Annotated in this window: 13 protein-coding genes; 8 read left to right on the top strand and 5 right to left on the bottom strand. The window is 48.6% G+C overall.

All coding sequences use genetic code 11. The annotated features are described in order from the left end of the window. The first annotated feature begins 1 nt into the window (after position 1). The gene (locus tag SD53_RS05610) at positions 2-280 is read left to right on the top strand and encodes a YfcL family protein (protein ID WP_046519245.1); all 279 of its coding nucleotides are present in this window, start codon (positions 2-4) and stop codon (positions 278-280) included. An 87-nt stretch (positions 281-367) separates the two neighbouring features. After that, positions 368-988, top strand: coding sequence for a BamJ family beta-barrel-assembly machinery protein (bamJ, locus tag SD53_RS05605; RefSeq protein WP_046519244.1), 621 nt, complete (start codon positions 368-370; stop codon positions 986-988). A gap of 57 nt (positions 989-1,045) precedes the next feature. On the opposite strand, the gene dsbB is transcribed toward bamJ, so the two are convergent. Continuing rightward, complete coding sequence (gene dsbB / locus SD53_RS05600) at positions 1,046-1,579, bottom strand: disulfide bond formation protein DsbB (protein ID WP_046519243.1); 534 nt, start codon at positions 1,577-1,579, stop codon at positions 1,046-1,048. 182 nt (positions 1,580-1,761) lie between these two features. On the opposite strand from dsbB, the gene fadR reads away from it, so the two are divergent. Both fadR and SD53_RS05590 read left to right on the top strand, forming a co-directional pair. Continuing rightward, on the top strand, positions 1,762-2,481 hold the full coding sequence (fadR, locus tag SD53_RS05595; protein ID WP_082101786.1) for a fatty acid metabolism transcriptional regulator FadR: 720 nt from the start codon (positions 1,762-1,764) through the stop codon (positions 2,479-2,481). A 267-nt stretch (positions 2,482-2,748) separates the two neighbouring features. Next, complete coding sequence (locus SD53_RS05590; protein WP_046519241.1) at positions 2,749-4,995, top strand: aminotransferase class V-fold PLP-dependent enzyme; 2,247 nt, start codon at positions 2,749-2,751, stop codon at positions 4,993-4,995. A gap of 156 nt (positions 4,996-5,151) precedes the next feature. Here SD53_RS05590 and SD53_RS05585 read toward each other — a convergent pair whose 3' ends face one another. Both SD53_RS05585 and SD53_RS05580 read right to left on the bottom strand, forming a co-directional pair. Continuing rightward, on the bottom strand, positions 5,152-5,820 hold the full coding sequence (locus SD53_RS05585) for a ChrR family anti-sigma-E factor (protein WP_046519240.1): 669 nt from the start codon (positions 5,818-5,820) through the stop codon (positions 5,152-5,154). Further along, a complete protein-coding gene (locus SD53_RS05580) occupies positions 5,804-6,385 on the bottom strand; it encodes a sigma-70 family RNA polymerase sigma factor (RefSeq protein WP_046519239.1) in 582 nt (193 codons plus the stop codon). The genes SD53_RS05585 and SD53_RS05580 overlap by 17 nt, the downstream gene beginning before the upstream one ends. Positions 6,386-6,617: 232 nt before the next feature. On the opposite strand from SD53_RS05580, the gene SD53_RS05575 reads away from it, so the two are divergent. From SD53_RS05575 to SD53_RS05565, 3 genes are all read left to right on the top strand, one after another. Beyond that, the gene (locus SD53_RS05575) at positions 6,618-7,223 is read left to right on the top strand and encodes an FMN-dependent NADH-azoreductase (RefSeq protein ID WP_046519238.1); all 606 of its coding nucleotides are present in this window, start codon (positions 6,618-6,620) and stop codon (positions 7,221-7,223) included. Positions 7,224-7,403: 180 nt separating this feature from the next. After that, positions 7,404-9,557, top strand: a complete 2,154-nt coding sequence (locus SD53_RS05570) for a hypothetical protein (protein ID WP_241481756.1) — start codon at positions 7,404-7,406, stop codon at positions 9,555-9,557. 182 nt (positions 9,558-9,739) lie between these two features. After that, positions 9,740-12,193 carry a S9 family peptidase gene (locus tag SD53_RS05565; RefSeq protein ID WP_046519236.1) on the top strand — a complete coding sequence of 818 codons (2,454 nt, stop codon included), beginning with the start codon at positions 9,740-9,742 and terminating at the stop codon, positions 12,191-12,193. 45 nt (positions 12,194-12,238) lie between these two features. Here the strand turns inward: SD53_RS05565 and SD53_RS05560 are convergent, their stop codons facing one another. Further along, a complete protein-coding gene (locus SD53_RS05560) occupies positions 12,239-12,898 on the bottom strand; it encodes an RluA family pseudouridine synthase (protein ID WP_046519235.1) in 660 nt (219 codons plus the stop codon). Between the two features lie 105 nt (positions 12,899-13,003). On the opposite strand from SD53_RS05560, the gene SD53_RS05555 reads away from it, so the two are divergent. Continuing rightward, positions 13,004-13,690 (top strand): RluA family pseudouridine synthase, encoded by a 687-nt coding sequence (locus SD53_RS05555; protein ID WP_046519234.1) that lies wholly within the window; start codon positions 13,004-13,006, stop codon positions 13,688-13,690. Here SD53_RS05555 and rrtA read toward each other — a convergent pair. After that, a complete protein-coding gene (gene rrtA / locus SD53_RS05550; protein ID WP_241481755.1) occupies positions 13,653-14,291 on the bottom strand; it encodes a rhombosortase in 639 nt (212 codons plus the stop codon). The genes SD53_RS05555 and rrtA overlap by 38 nt on opposite strands. Between the last annotated feature and the right edge of the window lie 52 nt (positions 14,292-14,343).

Raw genomic sequence — 14,343 nt, 5'->3', positions numbered from 1 at the left:
AATGCAGGACGTTCAGACCTATATTCAGCAGGTCGCTGGTTTTTTAGATGCGATGGTGCAACATGCCAGCGATGACGAATTATTTGCCGGTGGCTACTTGCGTGGTCATTTTGATTTAGCTGTGGGCCGCTTAGAGCTGACAGAGCAGCCATTTGCGCGTGCTGAGCTGACCGGTTCTGTGCAACTTAGTCTGGAGCAGGCTATTGCTGGTGGTGAACTGACGGAGCAGGATCAGCACTTAGTTCTGAACTTATGGCAGCAACTGCAACAACTTTCGTGATCTGATGATGCATCAGGTTGAAACTGAAGCCGAATTTAATTTGCGCTTCTACCACGCGCTTACAGCGCCAAACTACAAGTGAACTTTATGTCTACTAAATTTACCAGCTTAGAGCAACACGCCAGTTATGGCATAGGTCTGCAAATGGGTCAGCAACTGGCTGACAATCCGTTTGAAGGGTTAGATATTCTGGCAGTTGCTGCAGGTTTAGCTGCAGCCTATCAAGGCGACGAGCCAGAAGTGTCAGATGAGCAAATCGGCGCCGCGTTTCAGGTGATCAGCCAGCGTATGCAGCAACAACAGCAAGAACAAGCCAAAGCCTTAGCAGGCGCTGGTGAAGCCTACCTGGCTGAAAACGCGAAAAAACCAGGCGTCACAGTCACTGCCTCTGGTTTACAGTACGAAGTATTAGTACAAGGTAACGGCGAGAAGCCAACCAAAGCATCCACAGTGCGCACGCATTACCACGGCACTTTGATTGACGGTACAGTGTTTGACAGCTCTTATGAGCGTGGCCAGCCTGCTGAATTCCCTGTCTCTGGTGTGATTGCCGGCTGGACTGAAGCCTTGCAACTGATGCCTGTGGGCACTAAGTTACGTTTAACTATCCCTCACAACCTGGCTTACGGCGAGCGTGGCGCTGGTGGTAAAATTGCGCCATTCAGCACCTTAGTGTTTGACGTAGAGCTGTTAGCTATTGTTGGTTAATTTATTGTTTTTTAAATAAAAAAGGAGCCGAAGGCTCCTTTTCTTTTTCGGTTGGATTTAGTCGTATGGATTATATTTTTGCTTCTTAAACTGACTAAAAATTAACACCAGTGCCAACAGGCTGTAGACCACAAAAATCACGCGGGTCCAGACCGGCATTGAGAATCCCATAAAACGCCAGGCGATATCACCACACATACCGGTTGGATTAAAAATTTCAGGGAACCATTTATCCAGCGGTAGTCCCAATGGAAACTCAGGAAATAAACTGCAGGTATATAAACCACCAGACTGCACTAGCTGTTCGACACCGACGTGCTCGTGTGTGATCATTACCCCCCAGACCGAGCTTGCGGTAAAGGCTAATAACGCTATCCAGCGAAACAACAGGTTGGCAGGAGCTATCAGTGCAATCAGCGCTGCGAAGATCACTCCGGTTAATGCCGCTCTGGCGTACACACATAACATGCAAGGCTGCAAATTCATCTGATATTGAAAGTACAACGCCAGACCTAACAACATTGTGGCTGACAGCGCTAACACAAGCCACGCCGATCGTTGTTTTGACCATTTTGCCAGACTGGATAACATTCGGATCCCTTTGTTTGATAAAACAAAACTATAAGTCGGTCAATCTAAGGCAAAAATAGTGGAAAGACAACCCACAGTACGCTGAACAGCTATTTTTAATCCATAGCTTGTTAACTGCATTGTCTCTGGTACAATCAGTGCCATTTCTCTGACATTATAAGAATGACAACGGGCCCCTCCGCATGACTATGAATTTGATTAAAGCGCAAAGCCCAGCTGGTTTTGCTGAAGAATATATCGTTGAATCCATCTGGAATGGCAAATTTGCCCCAGGGTCCATTCTGCCGGCTGAGCGCGAACTGTCAGAGCTGATAGGCGTTACCCGTACCACCTTACGTGAAGTGTTACAGCGTTTAGCCCGCGATGGCTGGTTGACCATCCAGCATGGCAAACCGACCAAAGTAAATAATTTCTGGGAAACTTCAGGTCTGAATATTCTGGAAACGCTGGCGCGTCTGGATGAAGAGCGTATGCCTGAATTAGTGGACGAGTTGCTGTCTGCCCGTACCAATATCAGCGCTATTTATATTCGTGGCGCCATTAAAACGCATAAAGAGCAGGTGATCGCTTCTTTTGCTGGTGCTGAAGATTTAGCGGATACCGCTGAAGCTTTTGCGGCTTTTGACTACAACCTGAACCATGAGATGGCACTGCATTCATCTAATCGTATTTATGTGCTGATTTTAAACGGCTTCCGCGGTTTGTATAACAAAATTGCCCGTTTCTACTTCTCCTCGCCGCAAGCCCGTGAGCTGGCTCGCCAGTATTATCATCAATTAAAGCAATACGCTGAAGCAGGCAAACATGATGAAGTGGTATTTGCGGTGCGTAAGTATGGGAAAGAGAGTGGTAAAATTTGGGCCGGTTTACGCTCACAAATTCCTAAAGATTTAATTGAATAATCTGAAACCGCCGAAAGGCGGTTTTTTTTGGTCATTAGCGCAGCTCCAATGTTCACAAAACAGCAGGATAGCTGTTTTGCACAGCTTTAGCTGACGGAGGCGAACATCAAGGACGATGTGAGCGTAAATCGCTCCAGGCTATTGTGTTGTTTTAAGTGTGTTGTTTTAAGGCTTAAGATACTTATCCTTTGTAGCCTTGTCACAGCGGGTCGGGCTGGTTATCATAATGCTATATATAATATAACCTTTAGTTATATGGTGTGACTGATGCAAAAGCCAGTGGTGCGACCGCAAGAGATTTATCTGGATAATAATGCTACGACTCCGGTATTGGCCTGTGCAGCAGAGGCTGTGCAACATACCATGCAGCAGTGTTTTGGTAACCCAAGCAGCAGTCACAGTACGGGTATTAAAGCTAAAGTAGAGTTAGAAACGACCCGGCAACTGGCACGTCGGCTGATTGGGGCCGGTTCGGGTGATATCGTCTTTACGTCGGGTGCGACCGAGGGGATCCAAAGTTCTATTTTTTCGGCTTTATTGCATGCCCGGCGGTCCGGTAAAACAGGCCCAGCGTTCACGCTGTTATACGGCGCCACAGAACACAAAGCCGTGCCACAGAGTCTGGAGCATTGGGATCAGGTTTTGCAACTGGGGGCGACAATCAAAGCTATCCCTGTGGATCAACATGGCTTGCTGGATTTTGACTTTATCCGTGCTGAGCTGCCAAATACCTTACTGATCTGTACTATGGCGGCGAATAATGAAACTGGGGTAAAGCAGGATTTAGCGGCGTTACAGCAACTGATCCGGGGTGTTGCTCCTGCGGTGCTGTGGATGGTCGATTGTGTGCAGGCGCTTGGTAAAATGCCGCTGCAACTGGCGCAACTGAGTATCGACTATGCGCCTTTTAGCGGCCACAAGCTGTACGCACCCAAAGGAATTGGTTTTTTATATGTGCGCCAAGGTGCGCCTTATCAGCCACTCCTGGCGGGAGGCGGACAGGAAAGTGGTTTGCGCTCAGGCACGGAGAATTTGCCCGGTATTGCCGCTCTGAAAGCCATTTTTCAGCAACTGGTCATAAAAGAGGGCTCTGTTTTTCAATCTGAGCAGCAACTCTGGGTCTACCGTGAGCGTCTGTTGTCTGCATTACGCAGCGTCTTTCCTGAGTTAGTGCTCAACAGCGATAGTCCTTATATAGTGCCGACCACTATTAATTTTTCTGTGCCGGGTTTTGCCAGCAAAGATATTATGGATCTATTTGATGCCGCTGGTATTCGTGTCAGTTCAGGTTCGGCTTGCAGCTCTAAAGTTCCGACCAGCTTTGTACTCAACGCCATGGGATTACCGCTTTGGCGTAGTCAGGGCGCAATCCGCTTGTCCTTTGGTCCGGCGATGACAGAGCACGACTGTCAGCAGGCTTGTCAGGCTATTCTGGCTCTTAAAACTGTCGTGAATTCTTGTTGTCTGGTGTTAAGTGATGCCAGTAGTACAGAGCTGCAGCCTGTGACAGGTTTAGTGCAGTTAAAACACGAAGATTTATGCAGTTATTTGCTGGTGTCTGCGGATACCTCTGAAGTGATCATTGTGGATGCCGTGTTGCCTTTGGCAAGCCGTATTGCACACCTGATACAGGGGCACAGCTTTAAAGTCCGCGCCATTTTAGATACGCATTTGCATAAAGACCATCCCTCAGCCCGGCCCGAGCTGCTGACTATATTGGCTGATTTAGTAGAGCCTGCACAGACAGACGTCTTGGGTTGGCCAGCGTCAGTTCTGTCGTTGCATATGGGCGCTTATCAGTTAGAAAGAGTCGCCACACCCGGTCATAGTCCCGAAGCTATAAGTATTTTAGTCAGAGAGCATGAGCAGCAAAAATTCGCTTTTGTCGGTGACTTCATTTTACCCGGCGGTACAGGCCGGCTTGATCTGCAAGGCGGTGATATCCTGGCATTTCAGCACAGTTTAAGATGGTTAAATCAGCAGTTAGAACCACAGACTTTATTACTCTCCAGTCATGATTATGCGCAACGTTTTTTCACCCGCTGGGATTTGATGATGCAGGAACAACCTGTATTGCTGCAGGTGTTAAATACTGAAGCAACGCCACACCACTGGCTCAGTGAATTACAGCGTCAGACTCAGTGGTTGCAACAGCAGGCAGGACATTTTTGTGGGGTGGTGGAGGTCTGCGATTCCGATGCGACCGCTGTGATTGATAAAGAGCAGATCCGTGCTTTGATCCAACAATATCCCCAGTTAGAGATTTGGGATGTCCGTGAACCGCATGAACAGGCTGCAGGTGCTTTGTCTGTGTATTTGCCTGACGTGGTGTGTAAAGAGGTACCGTTGTCTGTATTGGTGCAACAGGTGGCTGCTGAACAGCAGCACAAAGCTCAGGCCCTGTTGTTGGTGTGCCGTTCAGGCAACCGTAGTTTGTTAGCCGCCAAGGTATTAAACAGAGCAGGCTTTGAACTGGTATTTAACTTAAAAGGTGGAGTGGCGCTTTTAGCCTGATCGTCTTCGGATTTCAAGTGGTAGCTTGATGGACTTGGTGCGTTTACCCCCGTCACATCAGTACAGTATGCTGTCGGGGCCTCACTCGATTGTTGCATCGCTGCAACTCCAACTAGGTGAGGGAAGCCCCTTTGTCGTTGATGCTGGCCTGTTTCGTTAGTAAAACAGATGCTGCAACGGATTTAATAACCGGGTTAAACCTTTTTTAAACTTCAGCGGTGCAGTCAACACCGACAAACATAAGCAATCTTCGCTCATGGTGCGAGGTGTGTGGGTATGATCCGGTGTATTGATCAACAAGTCTCCTTCGCCGTAACAACCCGCCTCGTCGTAAATTTTCCCCTTCAGCACTAAGGTTATTTCCAAACCCAGGTGGGTGTGCTGTGGTACTTCACTGTCTTTACGAATATAGAGTAAAGAGACATTATGCTGGTCTTCGCCAGCCAGCTTCGCTGTGCTGATCCCACCTAAATTCAACCACTTCAGCTTGTTTTGCAACAGCGGCTTCAGCGACGCAGGTAGCAAAATTTCACTGTTTTGAATTTGCAATGCAAAGGGTTGGCGCTTTTCCATACTAACCGCTAATTCTGGCTGAGCCGTAATGAAATCCAGCATTTGTTGCCACTCAGTTGCGGTTGCAGGCTCTTCGGCCAAATTGACCAGTGCGGCGCCAGCTTCGGCTTCCAGATCCATTTTTACGCGCTGGCAGTGTGGGCACAGATCCAAATGCGCAGCTATCGCCAGACTCAACTCGGGAGCCAGACTGGCTTCAATATATTGCTCCAGCAGCTCCTGTGCCGGATGGTGTTTAACTGCGTGGATCATCAATAGCCTCTCTTAATCTGTCTAGCGCAAGGCGAATACGTGACTTGACTGTGCCCAAAGGTATAGCAAGTTCTTCCGATACTTCCTGATGCGATTTTTCTTCTAAATACACTTTTTCCATAACGTCACGTTGTGCCGGAGGCAACTTGGCAAAATGGGGCGCTACTTTTTCAGCCAGCAGCCACAAATCCCATTCGTTACTGTCTACACCTTCCTGCTCGGGGTAATCGCCGTCGAAAAATAGGTCGTCAGCGCTCAATTCGTCTTTACGGCTTTGTTTTTTGCGCAACATGTCAAAGCGCACGTTACGCGCTATGGTAAAAATCCAGGTCGACGCACAGCCACGGCTGGCATCGAATAGTCTGGCTTTTTGCCATACATTGAGCATGGTATCCTGCACCATCTCCATGGCCTGCTGCTCGTTACCAAACATTTTTAGACCAAAGGCTTTGAGCCGTGGTGCGAAATAACTAAATAACTGTGAATAGGCTCGTTTATCGCGATCTACTGCAATAAAAGTAAGAGCTTGTTCCCACTGCGCATTGTCTTGTGGTTGAACTGACATAGATCCTTGAATACCGGGCCTTTGATAAGTGCTACCATCATGCCTTTGAACTGATGTTGAATCCAACATTATTCCAATCCTGTCTGTATCATTTATGAGATACAAACAATTACGCTGTGGTTTAGTTTTTAGATTGGTGCAAAAAATAGAATGTTTTGTCTGATTTATTCTGATTTTTTATCTAAAAAATTAAAGTTATTCTGTCCTCATTCACTCGACAGGAGACATTATCATGGCACACGTATTAGTTATTAACAGTTCCATCAGCGGCGATAAAGGTCAATCAACCCAATTAAGCCAGCAGTTTTTAGCCTCATTACCGGCGGGTTTCAGCACTGAAACACTGGATCTGGTACAAGACAGTTATCCGCACCTGACGATGTCTGAGATTGGCGCCTGGATGACCCCGGAGTCTGATCGCAACGAGGAGCAAAAAGCACTAGCCGCATTATCAGACAGTGCCATTGCTCAAGTTCAGCGAGCTGATGCCATAGTGATCGGCGTGCCTATGTACAACTTTGGTGTTCCAAGCCAATTAAAGGCCTATTTTGATCGCCTGGCCCGTGCTGGCATCACCTTTAAATATACTGAAACAGGCCCGGTCGGTTTGTTACAGGACAAACCTGTGTTTATCTTCGCCACCCGTGGTGGATTGTATCAGGGAACGCCAATGGATTCACAAACGCCATTTGTCAGTGCTTTCCTGAATTTCATTGGTTTAAAAGATTTAAACTTCATTTATGCCGAAGGTCTGAATATGGGACCTGAAAGTGCGGAAAAAGCTTTAACTGCAGCAAAAGCCCGTATTGCTGAGCTGGCACCTGCTGTAGCGGCCTAAGCGCAGACTGTTTCTCCAACAGGGGGCTCCTTCCCGCAAGCTTTGGCCACCATCAATTCGGTGGCCTTTTTTATATTCACTGTTCTGTTGTTATTTAAAGACTTTATCTGCATAGAGTTTGGTATCTGCGTCGTCTTTGAATTATGCTAGGTGAAACTTATGCCTCAGGGAGAGCAAGCTTTGGCAACTATTCAATCTCAACACAAATGGCGTTTTTTTCGTTCCGGCGGTTTTGACCAGGTGGCTTTGGATTGTGCAGCAGACTTACAGCACCTGCATGAGCTGGATCCAAAACTCTGGACTGTACTAAATTGCCCCACCACTGGTCTTGAATTTGATCATCGAACCGCAGCCTTGTTAGATAGTGACGGTGATGGACAAATCAGGGTGCCGGAAATTTTGGCTGCAGTGCGCTGGTGTTGTGAGCGCCTGCAGGATGCCGAGCTGTTGTTCCAGGCGCCGGGCCTGCCACTTGCTGCCATCGCGGAACAGGATGCGGAAGGACTCAATCTCAAAGCTGCAGCGCGCAAAGTACTGGACATTGCCGGAAAAACACCGGCTGATCCGCTGCAGGTTGAAGATTTCGCTGACATGACGCTGTTGTTTTCGCCGCATCACTTTAATGGTGATGGTGTTGTGGTCTCCGAGTTGACGACGGATCCTGAGTTGATACAACTTATTGCTGAAATTAAACAGACTCAGGGTGGGGTGCTCGATCGCAGTGGTGCCGAAGGTATCAACAGTGAGAGCCTGGAGGCCTTTTATCAGCAGGCGACAGCCGTTGTCGACTGGCATGCGGCAGGTGGCTCTGCCGACCCACTTTTTTGTCCTTTGGGTGAAAAAACTGCAGAAGCTGTGGTTGCTTTTGAGGCCGTCAAGGCGAAAGTCGATGACTTTTTTGTTCGCTGCCAATTGGCTGCTTTTGATCACAGAGCCTCAGATGCGTTAAATCCTGCTGTGACTCTGTATGAGGTTCTGGCAAACAAAGCGATCAGCAGCACAGATCCCGAGGTTGCCGCTTTGCCACTGGCGGCTGTTGCTGCAGGTGCACCTTTACCTCTCGAGGGGGGCATGAATCCGGCCTGGACCAGTGCCATGACAGACTTTAAACAAAAGGTTGTTGAGCCTTTACTGGGTGCAGACGGCAAACAAAACATCAGCCATTTAACGTTGCAACAGTGGCAACACATTTGTCAGCAACTGGAGTCGTGGCGTCTGTGGCAACTGGCTAAACCAGACTGCAGCGTGCATCAACTGGACGCTGAGCGATTAAAAGCTATTGTCTCCGGGGACGGTAAAGCAGGCCTGGAGGCGCTGATTACTCAGGATCTTGCGGCTTCTGTGTTTGCTGATAACCTCGATGCTGTAGAAAAATTGGTTCGTTACCAGCGTGATTTAGTAACGTTACTGCGTAACTTTGTGTCATTAAGCGATTTTTATCAAAGCAAACACAAAGCCATTTTTCAGGCTGGTACCTTGTTTTTAGATCAACGCAGTTGCGAGCTGGTACTCAAAGTCTCTGATATGGCTCGTCATGCCACTATGGCACCTTTTAGTGGCTGTTATCTGGTGTATTGCACCTGTGAGCGTCAAGGTGAAGCGCCGTTACAGATTGTGGCCGCTTTAACAGGTGGCGATGTCGATGAGCTGATGGTACCTGGCCGCAATGGTGTGTTTTACGACAGAGAAGGCCGGGATTGGCGGGCTATGGTGACTAAAGTGGTGGTGCAGCCGGTCAGTATTGGTCAGGCGTTTTGGTCGCCGTACAAAAGAGTGGCGGCTTTTATTGAAGCTCAGCTACAAAAATTTGCCGCCTCACGCGATAAAGATATAGAAGCTAAAACGACCAGCGGAGTGACCAGCGCCGCAGCCGCTCCGGCGGCACCAGCCTCGGCTCCAACGGTAGTGGCGGGTTTTGATATTGCCAAATTTGCCGGTATTTTTGCCGCTATGGGCTTAGCAGTGGGGGCTATTGGTACGGCACTCGCTGCCGTAGTGTCCGGATTATTCTCGTTGCTCTGGTGGCAAATTCCTCTGGTGATCCTCGGACTATTACTGCTGATCTCTGGTCCTTCGATGTTGATGGCCTTCTTGACCTTACGTCGGCGTAATCTGGGCCCTTTGCTGGATGCCAATGGCTGGGCTGTAAATACCAGAGCTAAAATTAATGTACCTTTTGGCGCTGCTTTAACAGGTCTAGCCCGTTTACCAGCCGGAGCCAAACGCAGCTTAGCAGACCCTTTTGCTGAGAAAAAACGTCCCTGGGGCAGTCTGGTCGTTCTGCTGTTGGTACTGATTGCGGCCGGAGTATTCTGGTGGTTCAGACTAAACTAAGCGGAGTACTTGACTGAAGTGCTGTACTGGCCTGCGTAATTTTTTCGCAGGCCTTTTGTTACCCCCTGATACCGCTTGTCGCCTGTCAGCCACCATTAAACCTAAGCCGTATTGGCCGCTCTTGGTCTTTTGCTGATTTCTTTGTATAAAGAGCCGACAACCACCATTAAAAAAGCATCGCAATGAAAACAAAACCATGGTTAATCGCGGCTTTTGTCGCAGCAAGTTTTATCGGTTCCGCCGCTGCGGCAGAACCCCAAACCTATCAACTCAGTCCTGTCAGTGTCAAAGCGCCGGAAAACCCGGCCCATGCGCCTTTGACGCTGGAGCAGATCATGGCCGATCCGGATTGGTTAGGCCGGCCGGCTGAGGGCGCGTATTGGGCTGATGACAACAGTCAGTTGTATTTCCAGCAAAAGCGCCAGGGGTCAGAGATCCGCGACTGGTACAGTGTAAAAGCAGAGCAGGGCGCTGTGGCAACGGCTGTGCCTATGGCCGACTGGCATTTAATGGGCTCAGCGCACAGGGTTTATAGTCAGGATGGTAAGTCGTTGGCTTATCTGTTTGAAGGCCAGGTTTTTGTCAAGCATCAGGGCAAGCTGACACAAGTTACCCGCAGCTCGAGCCGTTACGATCAGGTACAGTTTTTAGCTGATGGTCGATTGGTATTTCGCTCTGGCTGGACTTATCAGGTGTTGGATTTAACCACCGGTGCACTGACTGAACTGGTGACCCTTAAAAATGCAGATAAGCCTGTGGCACCCAAAGTCGCCGACTCTTATCTGGCACAGGAGCAACACAAGCTGATTGAGTTTGTCGCCCTGACACATAAAAATAATACAGAACGATTTGAACAGCAGCAGTTGCTGGCGGCCCAAAGTCCTGCCGTGGCTCAGCCTGCGGTGTATCTGGATAAAACTAAACGTATAGCGGCAGCCAGTTTGTCTCCTAAAGGCGATAAAATGCTGGTTGCTCTGGCAGATAAAAGCGAATGGCGGGATAAAACCGACATTATGCCAAACTATATCACTGCCTCAGGCCAGATAGCCGCAGAAGAAGTGCGTCGTCGTGTTGCCGATCAAAAACCTCAATCCCATCAGCTTTTTTTGGTGGATGTCAACACTCAACACGTCACAGAGCTGAAGTTTGATACCTTGCCAGGCTTTGATGAAGATGTATTAGCTGCGGTAAAAGCTGAAAATGCCAAAGCGCAGGGCAAAACCTATCAGTCGAAAAAAGCGCCACGCGCCATTGAACTGATTAACGACTGGAGTTGGGACCAGTCGGCTATCCAGTGGCACAATTCGGGGTCACAGGTTGCGGTTATGCTCAAAGCCTGGGACAACAAAGACCGTTGGCTGGCAACTGTCGATTTTGCCAAGAAGCGTCTGGTCAGTCAGCACCGTTTGCATGATGATGCCTGGATCAACTACAGCTTCAACGACTTTGGCTGGTTAAGTCAAAAAGAGAGTTTGTATTATCTGTCAGAAGAGTCAGGCTATGCCCATTTATACGTTAAAGCTTTGAACGGTGAGGCGAAAAAGCTGACGGCCGGTACTTTTGAAGTCAGTAATCCACGGCTATCGAACAATGATCAGTATCTGTATTTTAAAGGCAACGTCAGCCATCCTGGTATCTATGAAATTTATCGTGTGGCATTAAGCAACGGTCAGCTCGAGCAGATGACCGCTTTGAAAGGCTCAGCCGATTATCAGTTATCGCCAGATGAAAACAAGTTGCTGCTGACCTGGTCTAACTCTGTGACTCCACCAGAGTTGTACTTGATGGACAACAAACCCAAAGCAAAAGTGACCCGCTTAACCTATACCGTTTCTAAAGAGTTGTCCGCATTAAATCTGGCGGCTCCACAAGTGGTTGCGGTGCCGTCCAGTCATGGCAAACAGCCTGTGTTTGCTAAACTTTATTTGCCGGAAAATTATCAGCAAGGCGAAAAACGCCGTGCTGTGATTTTTAATCACGGTGCAGGTTATTTACAAAACAGTGATTTAGGCTGGTCGGGTTATTTCCGTGAGTATCTGTTCCATAATCTGTTGATCCAAAAAGGTTATGTGGTACTGGATATGGACTATCGCGCCTCAAAAGGCTACGGTCGTGACTGGCGCACCGCCATTTACCGACAAATGGGCACGCCAGAGACTCAGGATTTAGTAGACGGAGTGAAGTATCTGGTTGCTAATGCCCATGTCGATGAAAAACGTATCGGTACCTATGGCGGCTCTTATGGTGGTTTTATGACCTTTATGGCGCTGTTTACCCAACCGGATTTGTTTAAAGCGGGCGCTGCGCTTCGTCCTGTCAGTGACTGGGCTTATTACAATCATGGTTACACTTCAAACATTCTGAACACGCCAGATGTTGATCCTATCGCTTATCGTCGCAGCTCGCCGATTTACTTCACTGAAGGTTTGAAAGGCAAATTGTTGATTAACGCGCCTATGGTGGACGACAACGTATTCTTTCAGGACGTTGTGCGTCTGGTTCAGCGTTTAATTGAGCATGAGAATGCCAATTTCGAGACGGCTATTTATCCGGTAGAACCTCATGGTTTCCGTCAGCCAAGTAGCTGGTTGGATGAATACAAACGTATCCTCAGACTATTCGAACAAGAGCTGTAACAGAGCAATACCTATAAAGATGGGGTCAGTTGACCCCATTTTTACTTAATCAAAATCCGGTTCGAGTTCAAATCGCAATAGTTGCGATGAATAAGGCTGATACACTTCTAAACACAGCGCCTGTAATAATAAACGCGGCGCAGCGGCATAGGCGTCGTCATGCGCATAAAACGCATCACCCAATATAGGATGTCCCAGGCTTTGCATATGCACCCGCAATTGATGCGAACGACCTGTTACAGGTCTGAGCTCCACCAAACTGCTTTGACCGTCAAAACTTAAGCGCTGAAAATAAGTTAACGCTGCTTTACCTGTTTTCTGACAAATTTTTTGCAGCGGCGGCTGGGTTGGATCGGCAATCAGGGCGGCATTGACCATGCCTTGCTCCGCAATTTCTCCCCAGACTCTGGCACGGTAGATTTTTTTTACCGAACGTGAGGCGAATTGTTGTTTCAGCGCCGCTTCCGCTTTACGACGCAGAGCGAAGACCACTAAACCTGAGGTACTCAGATCCAGCCGATGCACCAACTGAGCCAGCGGAAACTGCTGTTGAACACGGCTTAACAGGCTGTCCTGCATGTGCTCAGTGCGCCCGGGATTGGTTAATAATCCACTGGGTTTATTGACCACCAGAATGTCTTTATCCAGATATAAAACGTCCAGCCACGGCTCGGCTGGTGGGTTATACACAAAAGGTCTTTGCATCCACTTACTCTTCGTTATAGCCGGAGTTAGCACTGATTTAGCTACTGCAGTTCTGTTGCTAATTCTGGCATACTAGCGATTACTTTGTATCTAGTTATTTGGTCGATGAATACTGCTATTGATGATTTGGCGATTTTACCCGCCACAACAGAGGCCTGGACTGTCGTCCATCAGGACGAATTTCTGCTGGTGGTGAATAAACCCGCACATTTACTCACTGTACCTGGGCGTCACCCACAAAATCAGGATTGTCTGATAAGCCGTGTCCAGCAGCAGTTCCCGAGCGCTGCTGTTGTGCATCGGCTGGATTATGATACCTCAGGGCTACTGGTGTTGCCTTTAACCAAACAGGCCTTGTCGACCCTCAGCAAAGAGTTTCAAAGCCGGGGGACAAAAAAACTGTATCAGGCTGTGGTCTCCGGTGTGCCAAAGCCCAGTTCTGGCACAGTGGACAAAGCGATAGCGGCCGATAGGGACAACAGGCCTCTGTATAAAATATGCCAGGACGGTAAGGCGTCCGTCACTCACTATACTGTGCTTGAGGTGTTGCCCGACTATCAGGCATCTTTAGTGCAATTGGAGCCAGTGACAGGACGCTCGCACCAATTGCGCCTGCACATGCAAAGCATAGGGCATGCGATTCTGGGCGACCCGTTTTACGCAAACCCGGCGCAGCAACAGCAAAGTCAGCGTTTAATGTTGCATGCGGCTCAACTGCAGTTTACTCATCCACAGAGCGGGGATTGGATGAGCTTTACTGCTGCGGCTGATTTTTGGCAGGCATTGCGCTAATCAAACAGCCAAATCCAAGCACCAGACCACAGATCACGCCATACAAATGAGCGTCTATCGCCACATGAGCCTCTATCAGCGCGGCCAGTTCTGTATCTGGCCCTTGCCACTGCTCGTAGGCGACTTTGGCCACTACCCCCAGCAAAATCAGCCAGCCGGAGTGCATCTTGTGTTTGATATCCAGCAAAGCACCCACTGTGATAAAACAATGCAACCAGCCTGATAACCCGACATAAATCTGGATATCCGGGCTGTACAGGTATAACAGCAGACTGATGCCGACGCAGCCTGAAACAAAGACTAAGGCAAAAGATCTCAGGCTGTAGTAGTGCTGGTGCAGCACCAGCATGAGCAGTAAAGCCACCAGATTCATCAGTAAATGCCAGTGGTTGCTGTGCAATAGATGTCCGGTCAAGGCACGCCAGAGCTGTGCAGGTTCAGCTCTGTGAAACTCCAGTAGCGAACGCAAGCTCTCTGGCAAAAGCTGCAACAGGATCAGGACGATCAAAAAAATCAGCATCCCCCACTGCAGGGTAGAAAAAGTACGAATAATCATCACGGACAGCATCCACTGAGTCAAAGTGCTGCTATGCAAAAGCATTCGTCGCTTCAGGTCAAGGCTTTTAACGTGAAATACCGAATCGAGCATTGAT

The sequence above is a fragment of the Rheinheimera mesophila genome, from assembly GCF_000986865.1.
GTDB classification, from domain to species: domain Bacteria; phylum Pseudomonadota; class Gammaproteobacteria; order Enterobacterales; family Alteromonadaceae; genus Pararheinheimera; species Pararheinheimera mesophila.
This window is presented reverse-complemented; position numbering and strand designations above follow the sequence as displayed.